This window comes from Stygiolobus sp. RP850M, from assembly GCF_037389295.1.
In the GTDB taxonomy this organism is placed as follows: domain Archaea; phylum Thermoproteota; class Thermoprotei_A; order Sulfolobales; family Sulfolobaceae; genus Stygiolobus.
The window spans coordinates 76087-96352 of sequence record NZ_JBBHKU010000026.1 but is presented as its reverse complement, the minus strand read 5'-3'; the positions used below and the strand labels follow the sequence as shown (position 1 = coordinate 96352).

Sequence of the window (20266 nt, the reverse complement as noted above, 5' to 3'; positions counted from 1 at the left end):
GTTTATTCGATCTTTCTTATAGACATTAACTCTACTTTACCATTAGGATATACACGTCTTATAGTAATAGGTAAAACCCCTCTTTTCAATTCGTCTTCTGCTATGCTTATAACGTCATCAAAAGACAAATTAGACGTATCAATGAGAGGTTGAGCACCCATTGCAAGCTGTAAAGCTCTTGCACTGACAATTCGTGCTATCTCGTATTTTGTTAGCTTACCTTTCCAACTCTCCTGAAAAATCTCATTAATTTTACTAATTGTCATTAGTACTCACACCCAATAAGTAGGAAAAAAATCTAACTCTAATCCCAGTCTATCTCTTTTGCGAGAAATTCCGGCAACTTACATTCTGGAGGAGGAGTAAACGGTATCTCTGAATTGAATATAGTTCCCAGTGCTTTAGCTAACTTACCTACTGCCCTATCATCTACGATTCCAAGTAATCCAAATCTCACTATTTTCTCCTTCAACTCTCCTATCCCTGGCGATATTTCGATCTTAAATTCCTTCAACTTGCTTCTTAGATCCTTTATAGGTGGTTCAGCTGCAACTACAGTATTGGAGAAGTTACTTTCATTGCCAAATAATGAAAACCCAAGATAATTCGTGATATTCCTTACGAAACGTGCACAAGCTTCATGCCTTCTCCATCTATTTTCAATTCCCTCCATTTTCATCAGCTCAGCTGCTCTCAATGTAGCGTTAAATACTCCTACCGCAGGAGTAAACGGTGTCTCGAATTTGTCTTGGAATTTGAGGTAAAGCGATATATCTAAATAAGCAGGGACTTCATCTTTTACGAGCTCGTTTACTCCTTCTTGAGATAGTGCAACGAAACCTAAACCAGGTACTGACGCTAAAGCTTTTTGACTTCCAGTAGCCACAGCATCTATTTTCCATTCGTTAACTAGAAGTTTATACGCAGCGAATCCCGATACAGAGTCAACAAGTAATTTTAAACCTCTGCTTTTAACTACATGAGTTATATCTTCCATATTTCTGAACGCAATACCAGTACTGGTTTCGTTGTGAACCAGAGCAACTGCCGTTGCATCTTTATTGTTATCTAACGCTTCCTTGATCTCCTCCAAGGTAAAACCTTGACCTAGTGGTTTTTCATAGCTCACTACATTAGCTCCTCTCCTTTTTAGTGAGTCTAAAAGCCTATTGCCGAATTCACCGTATGGGAATGTTACAACTTTTTCGCCTCTTTTTACAAGAGAGTAAACCATTGCTTCTACAGCCAAGGTGCCTGAGCCTGTTAATAATGCTACTCTAGTAGAACTGAAATGCTCATTCATTAATCTCTCTAGGTTTTTAACTATCTCTCTAAACTTATCACTTCTATGGTTGATTACTAGCGTAGATGCTTCCTTTACGCTCTTTGGGACTTCTACCGGACCGGGTATTAACAACATTTAGATCATCCCCAACTCTTTCATAGCATCGAGTAAGTTATGTAGTGTTATTTCGGCTACTCTTTGTTGTGCTTCTTTGGTTTGAGCACCTATATGAGGAGTAACAATAACTCTCTCATGCTTTAATAACTCCAGTTCCCACTCCTCCTTTGGAGGCTCATTCCAAAATACATCCGTAGCATAGGCTAAAATCTTACCAGACTTTATATATTCTAGTAAAGCTTTACCGTCCACCGATACAGCTCTACTGGTGTTAATAATTATCACATTATTCTTCATTTTTTCAAATTTATCTCTATCTAAAATCGGCTTAGCATTTTTACCTACTGTTACGTGAAGACTTATAACATCTGACTCCTTCACCAACTCATCTAGAGTTACGGCTTTTGCATTGAGTTTCTCTGCTTTTTCTCTAATATCTACAACGTCATATGCTAAGACTCTCATCCCCATAGCATTTGCTATTATACCTACCTTAGTGCCTATTCTCCCATAACCTATTATCCCTATGGTTTTTCCAGCTAACTCTACTCCTTCTAACTTCTTAAATATACCAGATTTTGCTAGGTTCATTGCCGCGTGCATTTTTCTAGCTGCAGCTATCATTAGTCCTATTGTTAGTTCTACTGCAGAATCCGTAGAAGCACCCGGAGCATAAACTACCTTGATTCCTCTTTTATCAGTCTCGTCTGTATCGATATTATCTAGACCTATACCGGCCCTTGCAACTATTTTTAAGTTTTTACCTCTCTCGATTACGTCTTTATCTACCCTAGTTCTACTTCTGACCACTAAGACTTGATAGTTTTCTATTATATCTAACAATTCTTTTCTTTCAATTTCAGGTCTATAATCTACTTCTGCTCCCTTCTCTTTTAGCGTTTTAATTAGGATTTCGTTGATAGGATCTGTAATTAATACTTTTACGGAAGGCATAACACTCACCGTAAGAAGAATTTATAGAATTAGATGTTTAACATGATGAAAGTGATGAAGAAAAAGCCCAAGACGTAGTGTAAGACAAGTAAAGTTGTATGCCTTTAGGCACATTCAAGGGATTTGTAGTTGTTTGCATTTTTACCCTCACTTTATACGTTAAATTCTTACTTTTATATTTTTTTATTTTATTTTACGAGAGTTTGAGTTTGCTTAAAAAATATAAAAAGATCAAGCAACCCCACTTGCATATTCAAAGCTGAAGCTATAGCTCTAAGTAAACCTTCAACTAATAAATATCTATGTTTGTTATCTACTTTTTTAACGCTTACATACAAATTAGTATTAACATACCGTAAAATGTGTCTATCAATAATAGCCAGCTCAAAGTATCCCAGATTACGGAGGAAGTGGCTAGCTTCTTTATAACCTAAACCTTTAATGTTATTTACCAGAAATTCTCTAGCTTTAAATTGGTCAATGTCAGCTATAGGTTTCACTAATGTCTTTATCCTTCCGTAATATTTTTCTATTGCTTCTCTTATATAACGGGATTTAAGATTATAAAATCTATATCCAGAATCTCTTAAAATTACAGAGATCTGCTCTATATCTAATAATTTAATGTCATGAGAGTATAGGTTATTTAAGGCCTTATAAGCAGATATGAAAGAAGAATTAGCGGTAAGTAAACAAAGTATTAATTCCCTAAACCAAATTTCTTCTCCTGCTTTATTATTTAATAAAAATTCCTCAACTCTTTCTAGCACTCTTGCTCTTAGCTTTTTGTCTTGAACCAGCTCTCTTAGCACTCTTCTTTTTCTTACTCTTAGCTTTATTTTTAGACTTTTTAGCTGTTGACTCCTTAGTTCCCTTAGGCTTAGAGTTTATTTCTCCTTTAGATATTATCTTAGTAAATCCGTTCTCGAAATCTAAGACTACAAAAGGTTTATCAAAGTTCTCATTGATATCCACCCCTATTAGTTTATAATCCTTATCAAAGAACGTAAGATACTCCATTCCCACTGATTCCACATTCTGAAGATCTTTAGGATAACCGATCCTAAGTAACTTCAAGGGTTCAGGCAAAGTGTACCTCATTAAACCTGGAGTATTAACTACTCTAAATTTATTAGCTATAACGAGAGACACATGGGAAGTATCTTGAGAAGTAGTTTTTTCTGCCTCTTCTTCATCTTTAACGTTAACTAATTCTTCCTTCTCTTTAGCAACTTTATAACCGATTAGACCAGGGAGTAACTCTACTGGTTCCAATTTATAATACAAGACTACAGCCTGCACTTTTTATTCCTACTATATTTATAATCTTTTCCTAATAATAGTTACTCTTGGAGGAAAAGGTAACACCTTATCCTTACGATAAATATAAATACATGATAGAAGGTAGTATATCGCATGAGTATTAAAGGCAGAGGAAGCACAGCTTACGGACATATAGGATGGGTTCAAGTTTACTGTAGAATATGTAACAGAAAATTAAAGATGGGAACTGATATAGTATATAAGTGCCCAAAGTGCGAAAAGAAGTATAGGGCCTATTTCTGTGAGGCTGATGCAAGGGGTTTAAAGTATAGATGTCCTTACTGTGGGAGCGAACTTGTCCAAACAGTTTAAGAAAATTCTATTCAATAACAAAGATCTCGTATTAATTGGAAATCTTTTTTATGCGGACACAGATTTAATAGTTAATAATACAGAAAAACTAAAAGTCACTAATAGCATTAACAATGTCATTTATGTGGAATTAAATATTGAGAACGACTCTTACAGAATAGTGAAAGGAGTTTTATGCAAATCGAGAATACACACTTACCTATGTAATATCGTAGCTGAGATGAAAAAGGAAATAACAGACGATGAAGAGATAAAACAAATTTACCTGAAGATGTTGGAGGAAGTAGCTAAAGTCATTACGTAACCTTGTTCTCTAAGTCTGGTAGCTAGCTGGGATAAGATATTAACTAAAGACTGAGAATTATGAGACTGAACCTTTAAACGAACATTAAGCTGTCTCCCTTCATTAAACGAGGTAAATACTAACACCAAAACATCAGCGGAAGGAGCACAGAGTAGCGAAGCTCCCGCTTTTACAACATTACAGATCTCCTTTAACTCCTTCTCAATAAGTTCTAATGCATATGTGCTTCTCAGAACATTAGATGGATCTGAAGGAAGTATAGTGTATTCCACTTCAAAAATAATCTCACCCCTTAGGAAGCTTTATGTTAATTCCTTTAATCGGGATCTTGAGCTCTTCAAATAGGGCTCTAACTTGCTCGGCGTAGGTTGGCTCTCCTTTCACTAGTTTTAACTTTAATTTTCTATAATTGAATTCAGAAACTACATTACCATCTTTATAGACCGTGACCTTTCCCCTTACCTTATTTTTTAGATTTTTTAAGAAAACTAAATGTATGAAAATTCCCTTATCTGGTATTATAACTAACGTTTTATCTCCTATCTTGTAAGTGGGAGGAACTTTACTCTTTACCTTAACGGTTTTATATTCTACTAGTTTACCGTTCTCCAAGGTGTATAGTAAACTCCTTATTGCATGCTTACCGGTCTTACTCTTACTATTTTCTAAGTATACCTCCACTTTTCACAAACCTCGCTGACTCTGTTATACCTTCAGGAGTTAATTTATCTTCTAAATAAGCGTCTATAAGAATTTCGTTCTTAAACAAGAATTTCAGGAGACCCTTCCTTAAAGATAACCCACTTTTTCTGTATAACAAAAGAATTTTATGCTGTAACATAATACTGTCCTCTAAGCTTTTCAAAGCGGAGTCTAATCTCTCTTCAAACCTATTAAAGTCGTACGATAGTACCTCATAAGCCTTTATTGCAGAAATAGCAGAGGGCCTAATTCCCTCACCGCTCAGAGGAAAGACTAACCCTCTAGCTTCACCTATTCTTCCAACCTTATTATGGACTGGGGAAATGGAAATAGGAGCACCTCTCATGTCTAACAATTCGAAATTACCGTATCTCTCTTTCATATACTTAAGTAAGAGCTCCTTTGAGTTTTTATACTCTATGAAACCAGCTCCTATGTTAAGTAACCCTTCTTCAGCTGGGAATATCCAATAAAAACCCGTGTATTTAGTATCGAACTCAAAAATAGCTTCATCAGAAAATTTATCAGTCTTTATAATAGCCCTTGTCGTGTACACTACATCCCTATCCATATCATATGGACCCTTAGCGTCTATGACTAGATCAAAGTCCTCTTTTCTAAATTCACTTACGTGGTTAAAACCTAAATTTTTACGCATGTCATTAATCCATTTCCATTTGTCTATTACTAACCACTTCGTATGCCTATATTCTACGTCGTAAACTCTCTCCCCATCTATATAAAAAGCGAACCTCTTAATCCCGAACTTGACTTCCCAAGGATACGGAGTAGAAAAAACGTTAGGTACTATATCTCCGCAAGGTTTAACATACTTGTTTATTACATCGAATAACTTTACCTCATGATTTGTCTTAGCCTTTAACAAGTAACCTAGTAGTGATCCTGATACTCCACCACCAATAACTGCAATCTTCATTTCCAACAATTTTTAACCTCATACCTTATAAAATAGTGGTAAAATAGGTGAAACAATGCTAACACAGGAGGAGATTAATAAAAAGATGGAAGAATGGCCTAAGCATTATGATCCTAAGTCGATTGAGTTAAAGTGGCAAAAAATCTGGTTAAGCCAAGAGTTTTGGGAGAAAGTCTTCAGGTTTAAGGATGAGGATACGCAATCGCCCACCTTCGTTATAGATACTCCTCCGCCTTTCACGAGCGGAGAACTTCACATGGGTCACGCATATTGGGTTTCCATTGCTGATACTATAGCGAGACTTAAGAGACTCCAAGGATATAATGTGCTTTTACCTCAGGGATGGGACACACAAGGGTTACCTACCGAGCTGAAAGTCCAGTACAAGCTCGGTATTCCTAAGGATAACAGGGAATTGTTCCTCAAAAAATGCATTGAGTGGACAGAGGATATGATTAAGAGAATGAAAGAAGCTATGATTAGACTTGGCTACAGACCAGAGTGGGAAAGATTTGAGTACAGAACTTACGAAGAAAAGTATAGAAGAGTAATACAGAAAAGCTTACTGCAGATGTATGAGAACGGACTAATAGAAATGAAGGAGGGCCCAGTATACTGGTGTCCTAAGTGCGAGACTGCATTAGCTCAAAGTGAAGTAGGATACCTTGAGAAAGAAGGAATTCTAGCTTATATTAGATTCCCTCTCAAGGATGGTGGAGATATAATAATAGCAACAACCAGACCTGAATTATTGGGAGCAACACAAGCTGTAGCAGTACATCCGGAAGACGAACGATACAAGAACTTGATAGGAAAAACGGTTATAGTTCCCGTGTTTAATAAAGAGGTAAAAATAATTGCCGATAAGTCTGTGGAAAAAGAATTCGGAACTGGTGCAGTAATGATAAGCACTTACGGAGACCCTCAAGACATAAAGTGGCAATTAATGTACAACTTACCTGTAACAGAACTGCTGGACGAGAAAGGCAGAATGAAAAACACTAACGGGTTGTTGGACGGGTTGAAGGTCACCGAAGCCAGAAAGAAGATGGTGGAAATATTAAAACAACAAGGTTACTTAGTGAAAGTAGAGAATATCAAGCACAACGTTTTATCTCATACTGAGAGAAGCGACTGTCTGTCTCCCATAGAGTTCCTTACAAAGAAACAAATATACATAAGAACTCTGCCGTTTAAATCACAATTGCTAGAAGAATATAAAAAAATGAAATTCATTCCTTCCAGAATGTCTCATTATCTTGAAGACTGGATCAATAGCTTGGAATGGGATTGGAACATAAGCAGACAAAGAGTCTATGGAACACCCTTACCGTTCTGGTATTGTGACAACGGGCATCTAGTCCCCGCTAAAGAAGAACAACTCCCAATAGATCCTACGAAAATCTCTCCTCCTGTAGATAAATGTCCTAAATGCGGTCTTCCTTTAAAGCCAATAACCGATGTAGCTGATGTATGGATCGATTCCAGCGTTACAGTGATTTACCTAACTGGTTTTTACACCGACAAGAATAGATTTTCGAGGACTTTCCCTGCATCAATAAGGTTACAAGGGACGGATATCATAAGAACGTGGTTATTTTACACTTTTTTCAGAACTCTCATGCTAACTGGGAATATACCGTTTAAAGAGGTACTAATTAATGGGCAGGTGTTAGGACCCGACGGAACTAGAATGAGTAAAAGTAAAGGGAACGTGGTTAATCCACTGGATAGGGTAGACGAATTTGGTGCCGATGCAATAAGGCTTACATTATTAGATGCAAGAATAGGAGACGACTTTCCATTCAAATGGGAAACCGTAAAGGCGAAGAAACTGCTACTTCAAAAGTTGTGGAACGCTGGAAGACTTTCATATCCCTTCATAGGAAAGAAGAAGTTCGAAAAACCTCTAACCTTAAACTCTATTGACCAATGGATCTTAGCTGAGCACAAGAGATTTATAGAAAAAGTCATTAGTGCATACGATAATTATGACTTTTACACAGTTGTGGAGTCTTTGTACTCGTACTTCTGGGAGACAATAGCTGATGAGTACCTAGAACTGATCAAACACAGACTCTTCGAGGAAGATCAGTCAGCACTTTACACTTTGCAAAGGATATTCAGGGATCTTCTGATAATATTACACCCGCTAGCACCCCACATAACAGAAGAGATGTATAGTAAACTTTTCGGAGATAAAATAAGTATCTTGTTAGAGAGAATTCCGGATGTAAGTGACATTGAAGAAGACCCCGAGATTCTGAAGCTGGGCGAGTACATAAAGAAAACTACTTCAACAATTAGAACATTGAAAATAAAGAACCAATTATCAATTGTATCTATGATTAATGTTAAATTAGTAGGCCCTAAAGAGTTCATTGAGAAGATAAGAAGTATAGAAAGTGACATAAAGAAAACATTGAAAATCGAGAGTATAGAGTATCAAGAGGGCGACGAGATTAAGGCTGAATTATTATCAATAGTGAAAAAATAAATTAGGGATATTTTTCCAACGTGCTTTTCAAAGCCTTCTTTATTTGTTTTGAAGAACTGAATTAGAGGTGAAAAACAGAAAATAAACATTATTTAATCACAGATAGTCAGCCCATGGGAGTTTTGCTCACCGTTCACTCGTTACTCTTTCATCAACCTTATTACGAATTCATTAATCCTTCTGACTCCTTCTCTTATATCATTTTCGTCTACAGCAAAACTTAATCTGAGAAAGTTCCTTCCAACCTCTAACGGGAAGACCTCCCCTGGTATGGTAGTCACCCCAGCTTCTTCTATCATCTTTACTGAAAAGTCTTTAACCTGCATTTTCGTCTTAGCTAGAATGTCTCCTACATACGGAAACATGTAGAATGCCCCTTGACTCTTGTAAACCCTTATCCACTTATTTTTCTTCAATTCTTCATACATTACATCCCTTCTTCTTCTGAATAACGAAATCATATCCTTTACATCATCAAATGAATCAAAAGCAACTAATGCTCCTTTCTGAGCAAAACTTGTCGGACATGTATATATATTAGCTGCAAGCTCTGCCATTTTCCTCACAACTCTATCTTTAGCTACTATATAACCCAGCCTCCAACCAGTCATTGAAAACGTCTTACTGAAACCGTTAACATAAATTACATACTCACGCCAATCTGGATCTTCTAAAACACTTTTCATCTTTCCATCATAAACAAAATAATCATATATCTCGTCTGATAACAAGATAACTTTTCTCTCCTTCGCTATTTCCATTACTTTCTCTATTTCTCTTGGATCAAATACCATTCCAGTAGGATTATGAGGATTGTTAAGAACTATCATTTTAGTCTTAGATGTTATCTTCTCTTTTAGCTCATCAACATTGAGTGAGAAACCGTTCTCTTCAGTCCATCTCATCTTGATGTAAACAGGTTTCCCGCCTAACATCTTTATTACTTCCGCATAGGAGTAGAAAGACGGGTCGAAAATTATAACCTCGTCACCGGGGTTAACGTAAAGGAGAAAAGCGAGATATAATGCAGTTTTCGCGCCAGGCGTAACTATTACTTCCTCCTTCTTTATTGGTCTCTCACTAGGATACCTCGAATTTAGATGCGAGGCGATCTTTTCACGCAATTCATCTATACCGTAGGCTGAGGTATAACCGGTAAAGCCCTCGTCGAGTGCCTTTATTGCTGCATTTCTTATTTTTCTAAATGTAGGTAAATCTGGCTGTCCTATTCCGAAGTTTATTACTCTTATACCTTTCTCCTTCTGTACTTTTCTCGCCACTTCTTGATAAACTAACGTCGATTCACCGGTTATACTTGTTGACGCAGTAGAAAAATTATCTACTGACATAAATTATACACCTAAATTAATTCCTTTATTTTATTCGGATCTTGCATTAATGTGGTACCTATTAAAAATGCGTCAGCTCCCGCATTTTTAAGACGATGAATATCGTCCCTAGACCTTATCCCGCTTTCAGCAATTTTTATCCTATCTGAAGGGATAAGTTTAAGTAACCTTTCAGTCTTTTCTAAACTTAAGTCAAGAGAAGAAAGATCCCTGGAGTTTACGCCTATTATATCAAAATTATTCCTTAAAGCTATTTCTACCTCTTCCTCATTTGTTACCTCCACAATAACGTCTAACTTATAACTCTTTGCATATTTGTACAAACTAATTAACTCCCTCTCCGTGAGAACCCTTACTATCAATAAAATGACGTCAGCACCTAAACTATAGGCTGTATTTATTTGTTTCTCAGTGACCACAAAATCTTTCATTAAAACTGGGACACTAACATTTTCAGCAACTCTCTCAAGGTCTGTGTAACTGCCTCCGAAAAATTTCTCCTCGGTTAAAACAGATATACCGGCAACATCATTAGCCTCCATAAATTTTACATACTCTATTATGTCCCTATTCACGTTAAACCCGGAGGGAGATTTCCTTTTAAACTCAGCAATAATGGGGTTTTTGCCCTCACTTTTCTTTACCATAATATTCCTTTTGAGCGAATAAATAGGTCTCTGTCTAGTTTTGTATACTTCAGGTCTTTGTTGGGAAAATCTTATAACATCCGCTAACCAGCCTTGTAAAAATCTAGGCATCTGATCAGACTTTATTAATGAAATTATAAAGTATTCTCTTACCTAACGGTGTACCCACACTTTCAGGATGAAATTGAACCCCATATATTCTATATTCGACATGATGAACCCCCATTATTTCGTTATCTTCTAAGGAATAAGCGTCAATAATTAACGGCTCTTTTACATCATCAATAACTAAGCTGTGATATCTAGTAGCCTCGAATTGCTTAGGGATTCCGTCATAAATAATCGCTGTCGAATTATGAACTATTTTACTTATTTTACCGTGAAAAACCTTTTTAGCCCTTCTTATCTTAGCCCCGAAAGCATATCCTATAGCTTGATGACCTAAACAAATACCAAAAATCGGAATTCTTTTTCCCAATTGCTTTATTACGTCTATTACTATACCTATATCTTCTTTCTTATCAGGTGAACCTGGACCCGGAGAGATGATGATCCTATCAGGGTTTATTCTCTCTACCCCCCTCACTGTAATTTCATCATTTCTTATCACTATCGGAATAGTTCCTAATTCTCCTACTATTTGTGCTATATTATAAACGAAACTGTCATAATTATCTATTATAAGTGTAATATCTGTCATTTTTCCACCCCCATAGCCACTTTCAAAGCTCTCATTTTATGTTCAGTCTCATAATATTCCATTTCTGGAATTGAATCGTAAACTATACCAGCTCCTGCTTGTATCCTAAACAAATCTTTATTCACGAAAGCACTCCTTATCGTTATAGCAAACTCGGAGTCACCATTAGCTGAGAAGAATCCCACACCTCCAGCATAGGGACCTCTCTTATACGGTTCTAACATCTCTATAATATTCATAGCCATAGGCTTAGGAGCCCCGCTTACAGTCCCCGCAGGGAAGGTAGCTTTCAGCACGTCAAAGGAAGTGTTGTTCCTCTTCAATGTTCCGACTACCTTACTAACTATATGCTGAACATGACTGTATTTTTCTACATACATTAATTCCGGTACTTTCACGGAACCCATGTAGCATACTTTACCTATGTCATTCCTAGCTAAGTCTACAAGCATTAAATGCTCTGCCCTCTCTTTCTCTGAAGCCAACATTTCCCTCTCCAACTCTAAGTCCTCTTCTACGGTCTTCCCTCTAGGCCTAGAACCCGCTATAGGATAAGTTTCAACGATACCATCTTGGACACTGAATAATGTTTCGGGACTTGAACCAATTATCTCCCTATCAAAGAACTTTAGGTAAAACATGTAAGGTGAAGGATTAACTTTCCTTAACGTATTGTAAAAGTGTGTTACATTACCCTTAAATGTATACCTATAAAACCTAGAAATTACTACTTGAAAAGCATAGCCTCGTTTTATATAATCTAATATGTCTGAAACACTATTTTCAAATTCCGTTTTCCCTAAAGATTCGTCATAGAGATCGAACTTTACTTGTCCTGAATCCGAACAACCATCTTTAAGCTGGAGTTCACCTTCCACGTAAACCTTCCCTTCAACATGGTCATATAAGATTACGTTTTCGGGTATGAAGAACTCAGCGTATGGCCAATCCTCGGCTTCTGGTTTCAGATCCTTTATCGTTTCCCAATACCTTATTGCGTCATAACTGACATACCCTATCATACCTCCCTTAAATTTTCCAGGTAAATTCAACAATGGAGCTTTTTTCATAAACTCGCCTAAAACCTCCACGGGATCATAAAATGAGGTCGATATCTCTCCCTCGCTAGAGTCCTTGTTCAACTTGAGATAGCCTTTCCTCCCCCAAGCAATTATACTAAACCTCGCTTTATGCTGAGGACCAGAACCGCTTTCAAGTAATGCGGCAATATTCTCTCCTTCTTTAATACACTTAAAGACTTCGTTAGGTTGTGCGAAAGCGGTTATCGGATAGACGTCCATTCTCTCACCTCTTTTATAATTAAGGACATTTTACTCGGGTCTTTCTTTCCCTTGTATAATTCAATCCCACTGGAGATATCAATCCAGTAAGGGTTCAGTGAGAGGTAATCCCTAACATTTTCGGGCTTTATACCTCCTCCTATACCGACCTTAGAGTACTCACTAATCCATTTTTTAGCAATATACAAATCGACCTTGTTTTCATTATCTTTATCTAATAAGACCATGTAATTTGAAGATGAGATCACTTTTCTAAAGTACGTTTCGAATTTACCAGATGCAGGCACGTATAAAATGATATTCCTTTTGAAGGAATTTAAATACTGTAACTCTTCGTCGGTTAAAACCCTATGTATCTGTACAAAATCCGCTTCTTTCCCTTCTTCCAGTATTTTACCTAGTTCTCCTTTAACCTTTACCGTTACTACGGGTTTCGTAACATACCTTTTCACTATTCTTACGAACTCATTTTTGACATACCTAGGACTTACAGTATCAGTTACTACACCTATGAAGTCTGCACCTAATTTTTCAGCTAGCATAGCGTCTTTAACGTTAGATATACCGCAGAACTTAACCCTTATCAGCTTCCTTCACCAAAGCCTCAAATTTTTGAGAAGTTCCGTTTAACTCCATTATCTTTCTTATATGTTCTACAGAACTGCTCATGAGCTGCTCAGCGTACTCATATCCGTCTTTAAAGTCGTTAACTTTCCTTAGTAGTTTAAGGCCGACACTAACGTTAATTCCTATGAAAATTCTGACATTTTTGTCCTGTCCCAACAATCCCCTAATAATCTTAAGAGCTGAATCGTGAGCATTTTCGACTCTTAATTTACCTATCGAGACCGGTTCTTTAATGCCGAAATCCGTATAGTTTACCTTATACTTTTCCATACTCTGTCCTTTCACTTCATATATCAGAGTATCTCCTTGAGGACTTACTTCATCAATTCCGGGGTCTCCGTGATACAAAAATACCCTCTCGTAATTAAGATGTTGAACCGCTTCTGCTATTCTATCAATGTATTTTATGGAAAACACACCAATCATCTGGTACTTAGCTGAAGCGGGATTGGTAAGCGGACCTAAGATATTAAATATTGTACGTATCCCGAGATTCTTCCTTACATTAGCAACGTTCTTCATTGCAGGATGATAGAGTTGGGCAAACAAAAAGACAAAATTGCACTTTCTCAAAAGCTCAATAGCCCTATCTTTACTAACAAATATGTTATATCCCAGCTCTTCTAAGACGTCAGCACTTCCCGACTTACTGCTCACCGATCTATTACCGTGTTTTGCAACAGGAAAAATCTGACTAAGTACAAGAGCTGCAGCTGTACTAACGTTCAAGGTGTTTAACCCGTCCCCCCCAGTACCAGCTGTGTCCAAACTATCGGGAAAGTCTATTTTTATTGAATTACTTCTCATAGCCCTTGCAAACCCTCTAATCTCTTCTGCCGATTCTCCCTTAGACGCTAAAGCTACTAGAATTCCCGAACTCTGAATCTCATTTATCTCTCCCCTCATTATACCGTTAGCTATTTCCTCAGCTTCTTTTTCTGAAAGATCCTTTTTCTCATAAACAAGTTTTTTCAAGTACTCAGCTGTATTCATCTAAAATCCCCCTGATTTTTTTAACTAGTTCTAGTGCACTATTGATCCCGTTCTTCTCAATTTCTTCGATAAAAGCGGTACCAATAGCTATCCCGTCAGCCCCCGCGGCTAATGCTTTTCTGAGGTCGTTAAGATCGTTAAGACCAAACCCTACAACTAACTTATTTTGAACTAAATTCCTAACACGTATAATCAGGGAGTCAACACTTACGGGAATAATAACTCCAGTAGTGGGTCTTACACCGTAATAAAGAAATATATCGGAAATCTTTGACGCCTCTTGTATGAGAGTATCGGGAACTGATGGAGCTGTAAATAACACAGCCTTTAACCCATGTTTCTTAATTATATTAACATATGACAAATAATCGTCTACGAAATCAATCAATAGATCTGGAAATAGTATCCCATCTATCCCTATTTCTCTTAATTTGCCAAGAAATTGATCCAATTGATTTATATAATCTTCTAAATACGTTAATATAATAATAGGTACTGAAACCCTTTTTCTGACCTCCGCTAAGACTGAATAGTAGTCCTTAAGCCATTCAGTAACTACTTTGTAACTTTTTCTAATCACGGGGCCATCGTATTTAGCGTACTTTGGTGGTACGCCTATCTCCAATATGTCTGTCCCTAATGATACACTTTTTTCTACAAACTCATAGAACGAGTCCAAATTTGGATATCCTAATGTCATATACGTTACTAACATTCTCTTCATTTCTTGCTCCCTATTCTCTTTCTTATAGATTCATAATTACCAAGATCTAATAACCCGTGACCACTGAAATTTACAACAATTACCTTTTTCTCGTTTTTCTTCTTCGCCTCTAATGCCTCATCGATTACAGCTCTCAATGCATGGGAGGTCTCTGGGGCAGGTACAATACCTTGAGTTTTCATGACTAGTTGAGCAGCCTCAAATATGTCCTCCTCTCCGTATTCCCTCCACTCTATGATCTTTTCTCTCACTAATAGGCTAAGAGACGGAGCAACACCGTGATATCTTAGTCCTCCTGCATATATCGAGGGAGGAACATAATCCTTGCCTAGGGTTATCATCTTAACCAGAGGTAATAACCCTGCGGAATCAGGAAAGTCATACTCGTACTTACCAGTGCTAAACTTCGGTACTTCCGCTGCGCCTACCGCAATATACTTCTTTCCTTTCTTAGCACCTATAAAGGGATAAACAAATCCTCCGAAGTTACTTCCTCCACCTACACATCCTATTAGTACGTCCGGTTCCTCGCCTAGCTCTTCTAATTGGGCTATAGCCTCCATACCGATTACCGACTGATGAAGAAGTACTACATCTAAAACACTTCCTACTAGGTATCTGTAGCCGTGTGTTAGTGCATATTCTATAGCTTCACTCATTGCTATACCTAGAGACCCTGGGTGATTCGGATTTTCCTTAAGAACTTTCCTTCCAAATTCAGTTAAGTCCGTGGGACTTGGATAAACATTTCCACCATAAAGTTCCATTATCGTCTTTCTCATTGGTTTCTGTTCATAACTAACTTTCACCATGAAAATAGTGGATTTCATATCATACATTGAAGCAGCTAGTGCTACCGCCGTCCCCCACTGTCCAGCACCCGTCTCTGTTACTACATGCTCTACTCCTTCTTCATACGCAAAATACGCTTGAGGTATAGCTGTGTTTATCTTATGAGACCCCGTAGGGGTTGCACCCTCGTATTTAAAGTAGATCTTTGCAGGAGTACCTAAATATTCTTCTAACCTCTTCGCTCTAATTAGGGGTGTAGGCCTACCTATAGCCGCGTATCTATCCCTCACTTCCTCAGGGATCTTTATAAATCTCTCTATAGTGAACTGTTGCCTTAATACTTCTTTGGGCAATATTTTCTTAAGGAGCTCAATCCTTGAAAATTCAGCATCTGGAGGGTCTCTTGGAGGAGGTAAAGGTTTGGGTAGGTCTGGAACTATATTGTACCAGTACTTTGGAATCAAATCCGTGTTTACCATTGGTGCAACAAAAACACCTTATACAATAAAAGCTTACCACATTTAAAAATTTTAATAGGTATCAAACGTGTCGAACTCACCTTTATACTCATCAAACCTTACGTCCACATTCTCTACCTTTGCAAGAGGAGGTCCTCGTCTTATCTGGTCTAAGAGTTTCTGAAGAGCTTCTTCGTGACCCTCTCCTACTATCTCTACACTTCCGTCTGGAAGATTTTTAGCATAACCTTTTACCCCCAGTCTTACCGCGTGAATTTGAACGAAACGCCGAAAACCAACCCCCTGAACTATACCGTATACCCTTACATACATTCTTTTTAACATAATCTCAACCTCAGTGTCGCTCCACTTCTTCACCTATCTGATTTCTCCTTATCATCACAATATATTTTAATCCATCTTCTCTCATTTTAAAATCAATGATTAAAGTAGCAATAGCTGGACTAGGGAATTGTGCCTCAATGCTTATACAAGGAATAGAATATTATAAACAGAAAGGAGAGAGTTATTACGAGGGGTTAATCACACCACTAATAGGAAGATATAAGGTGACTGACATAGAGATAGTCGCAGCATTCGACATATCCAAAAACAAAATAGGAAAGGATATAAGCGAAGCTATCTTCGAGAAACCTAATATAACCCCTAAAATTGTCGAAATGCCCAAAAAAGGCGTAAAAGTTTCTAAAGGACCCACATTTGACGGAGTAGCTCCTCATATGATGGACGTTTTTAACCCTGCAATGGACGGAAAGATAGAGGATGTAGTGCAAGAACTCAAGGATAGTAAAGCAGAGATCCTTGTAAATATGTTACCGGTAGGTAGTGAGATAGCCAGCAGAACTTATGCTAGGGCTGCGTTAGAGGCAGGAGCAGCCTTCATTAACGCGATTCCCGTTTTTATAGCAAGCGATCCTACCGGCGAATTTCCCAGAATGTTTAAAGAAAGGGGACTTCCTATAGCTGGTGATGATGTTAAGGGTCAGATAGGTGCTACGATTCTTCACAGAACACTCACATCTTTGTTCAGACTTAGGGGAGTTAAGGTAGACGAAACCTACCAGCTTAACGTAGGAGGAAACACAGACTTCCTAAACATGAAAACAGAAGAAAGACTATATTCTAAAAGGGTTAGCAAAACCAAAGCAGTAACAAGCACTTTAGAGAACGATTATCTAGAGAAAGAAGGTAAAATCAGGATTGGTCCGTCAGACTATATTCCTTTCCTTGGAAATACTAAAGTAGCTTATATTTACGTTAAGGGCTCTGGCTTTGCTGGGATGCCAATAAAAATAGAAGCGTCATTAGAAGTTGACGATAAATCTAACTGTGCTGCGGTGTTGGTAGACGTGATAAGAGGTGTTAAGGTAGCGTTGGATAGGAAGATAAGCGGACCTCTAATTGAATTATCAGCATTTTACTTCAAACATCCACCTGTCCAGGCGAAAGATGATGAAGAAGCTTACAGATGGTTTAAGAGATTTTTGGAAATGCGAAATTTGTGAAGAAAATTCGCAACTTTTTGTTTGCAAAATTTGTAGGAGAAAAGTATGTTTAGAAGATTTTGTAATCACTCAAGGCATATGCAAAGTATGTGAAATGAGCCTCTGTCAAATTTGTAGAAGGAACTTGTCAATAGGAAAGTGCGAGAATTGCGGAAGAATAATATGCCAATCATGTACGGCATATTTTGACGGAGCTAGGAGATATTGCAAAGGGTGTTGGGGCTCGATATTAAACCAGAAGAAAAAGGGAAAATCTATTTAAAATGAACTAAGGATAAAAATTATTCTTTATCTTCTTGATTATTATTTCTTAGTCCTTGAAGCAGTATTTTTTGCTCTACAGAGGCTACCCAACGCCTAGTAGTGGTCACAGCGTCTGGGTTAACACTTATACTATCTATCCCTTCCTTTACGAGGAATTCTACAACTTCGGGATATACACTAGGTGCCTGACCACATATTGAAACTGTCCTACCATACTTATGGGCAGTCCTTATTAACCTCCTTATAGACTCGAGCACTGCCGGATCTCTTTCATCATAATATCCCATTCTCGCAAGTAGGTCTGAGTCTCTATCTACTCCTAGCGTGAGTTGTGCAAGGTCATTACTACCAATACTGAATCCGTCGACTATCTTAGAGAATTCATCTGCTAGAACAACTACTGATGGAACCTCAGCCATAATCCAAACTTTGAAATCAGAACTTCTCCTAAGCCCCTCTTCCTCCATAATTTTAATTGCTTTATTAAGCTCCCATGTAGTTCTGACAAACGGGAACATGACCCAAACGTTACTTAGTCCCATTTCCTCTCTAACCTTTAGAATTGCCTTTACCTCTAACCTGAACGCTGGCTCGTATTGCTTACTGATGTAACGTGATACTCCTCTCCAACCTATCATTGGGTTTCTCTCGTCTGGCTCAAATTCGGTTCCGCCTTGCAAGCTCTTATACTCATTAGACTTGAAATCAGAGAACCTTACTACTACCGGTCTAGGATAAATTGCTGAAGCGACCATTGATATTCCTTCAGCAAGTTTGTTCACAAACTCCTCAGGTTTACCTATCTTTATTAAGTAAAGCGGATGATATTTAATCCACTCACTGACTATGAACTCGATCCTCATTAATCCTATACCGTCAAACGGAAGATCTAAGTACTTGTTTATTATATCAGGCTGTCCTAAGTTCATATAGATTTTAGTGGCAGTTACTGGATATAGGCTTAATAGTACTTCACGTGAGATTCCTGAAACAGAAGCTTGAGGAGTAACAGTTTGAGCAGAAGACTTCTCTCCCTCCTCTTGAACCACTTTACCTTCATAAATAATTCCTCTAGTTGCGTCAACAGTTATTTCTTGCCCGTCTTGTATGACTTTAGTAGCGTTACCAGTTCCTACTACAGCGGGAATACCTAACTCTCTGGAGACTATTGCAGCATGACTAGTCCTTCCGCCTTCATCAGTAACTATTGCAGATGCCATCTTCATGATAGGAACCCAATCAGGGTCTGTCATCTTAGTAACTAATATCTCACCTTGTTGGAAGTTCTTTGCATCTTTAAGATCAAGTAGAATTCTTGCTTTACCTACAGCAATGCCTGGGCTAGCCGGTATTCCTTTAGTGAGTATTCTACCAGAACCGCTTGACTTCTTTTCTTTCTGCTCTTCTTTACCTTTATTACTCCAATAGGTCTCTGGCCTAGCTTGAACTATAAACACATTATCAGGAAACTTCAGGTCTGAATCGATCGCCCATTCTATATCCATCGGTCTCCCATAGTGCTCCTCGATCTTTAATGCAAGTTTGGCCAACTCTATCGCTTCTTCGTCGTTTATGGACATAGTATCGGCTTCCTCACCGGTTAGTTGCACTGTCTTATTCTTACGGGCGACCGGATCGTAAACTATCTTAGAGGTTTTATGGGAAAGTCTCCTCTCAACTATCTTTAGACTGGACTTCTCAATTACGACTTCATCAGGAGTAACTTTTCCTCCTACTACAGATTCTCCGAGTCCCCAACTGGACTCAATAACAATATAGTTCCTATCACCAGTAGAAGGATGTAAAGTAAACATTACACCTGCAGATCTGGAATTAACCATCTTTTGTACTACTACAGCCATAGATATATTTAATTGATCTATACTCTTTGCTTTTCTATATGATATTGCCCTTGCTGCATATAAACTTGCCCATACTTTTTTTACAGCTTCTATTAGTTCTGAATGTGAAACATTTAAATACGTGTCTTGTTGTCCTGCAAAACTAGCTTCCCCTATGTCTTCAGCAGTAGCTGATGACCTAACTGCAACTAAGACTTCTTTCCCCACCATCTTAGACAATGAGTCATAACCCTTGTATATTGATTCCTCTAAGTCCTTAGGCACTAATGCCGACAAGATCAAAGACCTAATCTTTTCGCTCGCACTCTCTTCATCTGACTCTTTTTCCAGAACTTCTTTAATCTTCTCCTTTAAGTTATTATATTCTATAAAGTACTTATATGCATTTGACGTAATCACAAAGCCAGGTGGTACCCTTATACCAAAAGCAATTAATTCACCTAAATTAGCCCCTTTACCTCCGGCTAAAGAAAACATGTCTTTCCTTATGGATTTAAGATCGAGGATAAGGTCTCCCTCAATAACGGAAGAAGTCATAATATTCCCCATTAAAATATTTACTTATACATTAAAAAATGTTATTGACCCTTGA

General features: G+C 37.8%; 22 protein-coding genes. 4 read left to right on the top strand and 18 right to left on the bottom strand.

Translation table 11 applies throughout. The features are described from left to right. Positions 1-2: 2 nt before the first annotated feature. The 5 genes from WIW52_RS02610 to WIW52_RS02590 form a co-directional block, all read right to left on the bottom strand. Positions 3-266: a DNA-directed RNA polymerase subunit K gene (locus WIW52_RS02610; protein ID WP_337708403.1), complete on the bottom strand. Its 264-nt coding sequence runs from the start codon at positions 264-266 to the stop codon at positions 3-5. Positions 267-304: 38 nt separating this feature from the next. Continuing rightward, on the bottom strand, positions 305-1420 hold the full coding sequence (locus tag WIW52_RS02605) for a pyridoxal-phosphate-dependent aminotransferase family protein (RefSeq protein ID WP_337708401.1): 1116 nt from the start codon (positions 1418-1420) through the stop codon (positions 305-307). Continuing rightward, positions 1421-2356, bottom strand: coding sequence for an NAD(P)-dependent oxidoreductase (locus tag WIW52_RS02600; protein WP_337708399.1), 936 nt, complete (start codon positions 2354-2356; stop codon positions 1421-1423). Between the two features lie 188 nt (positions 2357-2544). Continuing rightward, entirely contained in the window at positions 2545-3168 is a 624-nt protein-coding gene (locus WIW52_RS02595; RefSeq protein WP_337708397.1) for an N-glycosylase/DNA lyase, read from the bottom strand. Next, the gene (locus tag WIW52_RS02590) at positions 3110-3658 is read right to left on the bottom strand and encodes a hypothetical protein (RefSeq protein ID WP_337708395.1); all 549 of its coding nucleotides are present in this window, start codon (positions 3656-3658) and stop codon (positions 3110-3112) included. The genes WIW52_RS02595 and WIW52_RS02590 overlap by 59 nt, the downstream gene beginning before the upstream one ends. Before the next feature lie 114 nt (positions 3659-3772). Here WIW52_RS02590 and WIW52_RS02585 point away from each other — a divergent pair, with 114 nt between their 5' ends. Together WIW52_RS02585 and WIW52_RS02580 are read left to right on the top strand one after the other, a co-directional pair. Beyond that, entirely contained in the window at positions 3773-3991 is a 219-nt protein-coding gene (locus WIW52_RS02585) for a hypothetical protein (RefSeq protein ID WP_156006008.1), read from the top strand. Further along, entirely contained in the window at positions 3975-4295 is a 321-nt protein-coding gene (locus WIW52_RS02580; protein WP_337708394.1) for a hypothetical protein, read from the top strand. The genes WIW52_RS02585 and WIW52_RS02580 overlap by 17 nt, the downstream gene beginning before the upstream one ends. Here WIW52_RS02580 and WIW52_RS02575 read toward each other — a convergent pair. Genes WIW52_RS02575 through WIW52_RS02565 form a run of 3 tightly spaced genes read right to left on the bottom strand, consistent with a single transcriptional unit; the run spans position 4253 to position 5934 of the window. Next, the gene (locus WIW52_RS02575) at positions 4253-4567 is read right to left on the bottom strand and encodes a hypothetical protein (protein WP_337708393.1); all 315 of its coding nucleotides are present in this window, start codon (positions 4565-4567) and stop codon (positions 4253-4255) included. The genes WIW52_RS02580 and WIW52_RS02575 overlap by 43 nt on opposite strands. A gap of 13 nt (positions 4568-4580) precedes the next feature. After that, the gene (locus tag WIW52_RS02570; RefSeq protein WP_337701008.1) at positions 4581-4976 is read right to left on the bottom strand and encodes a hypothetical protein; all 396 of its coding nucleotides are present in this window, start codon (positions 4974-4976) and stop codon (positions 4581-4583) included. Next, the gene (locus WIW52_RS02565) at positions 4954-5934 is read right to left on the bottom strand and encodes an NAD(P)/FAD-dependent oxidoreductase (protein WP_337708392.1); all 981 of its coding nucleotides are present in this window, start codon (positions 5932-5934) and stop codon (positions 4954-4956) included. Before WIW52_RS02565 ends, WIW52_RS02570 begins: the two co-directional genes overlap by 23 nt. Before the next feature lie 55 nt (positions 5935-5989). Here WIW52_RS02565 and WIW52_RS02560 point away from each other — a divergent pair, with 55 nt between their 5' ends. Then, positions 5990-8431 (top strand): valine--tRNA ligase, encoded by a 2442-nt coding sequence (locus WIW52_RS02560; RefSeq protein ID WP_337708390.1) that lies wholly within the window; start codon positions 5990-5992, stop codon positions 8429-8431. Between the two features lie 140 nt (positions 8432-8571). On the opposite strand, the gene WIW52_RS02555 is transcribed toward WIW52_RS02560, so the two are convergent. The 9 genes from WIW52_RS02555 to WIW52_RS02515 are packed head-to-tail and all read right to left on the bottom strand — an operon-like array spanning position 8572 to position 16367. Then, entirely contained in the window at positions 8572-9780 is a 1209-nt protein-coding gene (locus WIW52_RS02555) for a pyridoxal phosphate-dependent aminotransferase (RefSeq protein WP_337708389.1), read from the bottom strand. Between the two features lie 11 nt (positions 9781-9791). Further along, positions 9792-10538: an indole-3-glycerol phosphate synthase TrpC gene (gene trpC, locus WIW52_RS02550; protein ID WP_337708388.1), complete on the bottom strand. Its 747-nt coding sequence runs from the start codon at positions 10536-10538 to the stop codon at positions 9792-9794. A gap of 4 nt (positions 10539-10542) precedes the next feature. Continuing rightward, positions 10543-11127, bottom strand: coding sequence for an anthranilate synthase component II (locus tag WIW52_RS02545; protein WP_337701018.1), 585 nt, complete (start codon positions 11125-11127; stop codon positions 10543-10545). Further along, positions 11124-12428, bottom strand: a complete 1305-nt coding sequence (locus WIW52_RS02540; protein WP_337708387.1) for an anthranilate synthase component I — start codon at positions 12426-12428, stop codon at positions 11124-11126. Before WIW52_RS02540 ends, WIW52_RS02545 begins: the two co-directional genes overlap by 4 nt. Then, the gene (locus WIW52_RS02535) at positions 12410-13015 is read right to left on the bottom strand and encodes a phosphoribosylanthranilate isomerase (protein WP_337708422.1); all 606 of its coding nucleotides are present in this window, start codon (positions 13013-13015) and stop codon (positions 12410-12412) included. The genes WIW52_RS02540 and WIW52_RS02535 overlap by 19 nt, the downstream gene beginning before the upstream one ends. Beyond that, positions 13002-14048, bottom strand: a complete 1047-nt coding sequence (gene trpD / locus WIW52_RS02530; protein ID WP_337708386.1) for an anthranilate phosphoribosyltransferase — start codon at positions 14046-14048, stop codon at positions 13002-13004. The genes WIW52_RS02535 and trpD overlap by 14 nt, the downstream gene beginning before the upstream one ends. Then, on the bottom strand, positions 14035-14772 hold the full coding sequence (gene trpA / locus WIW52_RS02525; RefSeq protein WP_337701025.1) for a tryptophan synthase subunit alpha: 738 nt from the start codon (positions 14770-14772) through the stop codon (positions 14035-14037). Before trpA ends, trpD begins: the two co-directional genes overlap by 14 nt. Then, on the bottom strand, positions 14769-16043 hold the full coding sequence (locus tag WIW52_RS02520; RefSeq protein ID WP_337701027.1) for a TrpB-like pyridoxal phosphate-dependent enzyme: 1275 nt from the start codon (positions 16041-16043) through the stop codon (positions 14769-14771). The genes trpA and WIW52_RS02520 overlap by 4 nt, the downstream gene beginning before the upstream one ends. 51 nt (positions 16044-16094) lie before the next feature. Next, positions 16095-16367: an acylphosphatase gene (locus WIW52_RS02515; protein ID WP_156005984.1), complete on the bottom strand. Its 273-nt coding sequence runs from the start codon at positions 16365-16367 to the stop codon at positions 16095-16097. A gap of 95 nt (positions 16368-16462) precedes the next feature. Between WIW52_RS02515 and WIW52_RS02510 the strand changes: the two genes are divergently transcribed. Then, positions 16463-17548, top strand: coding sequence for an inositol-3-phosphate synthase (locus WIW52_RS02510; protein WP_337708385.1), 1086 nt, complete (start codon positions 16463-16465; stop codon positions 17546-17548). A gap of 281 nt (positions 17549-17829) precedes the next feature. On the opposite strand, the gene ppsA is transcribed toward WIW52_RS02510, so the two are convergent. After that, a complete protein-coding gene (ppsA, locus tag WIW52_RS02505) occupies positions 17830-20223 on the bottom strand; it encodes a pyruvate, water dikinase (RefSeq protein ID WP_337708384.1) in 2394 nt (797 codons plus the stop codon). Positions 20224-20266: the final 43 nt, after the last annotated feature.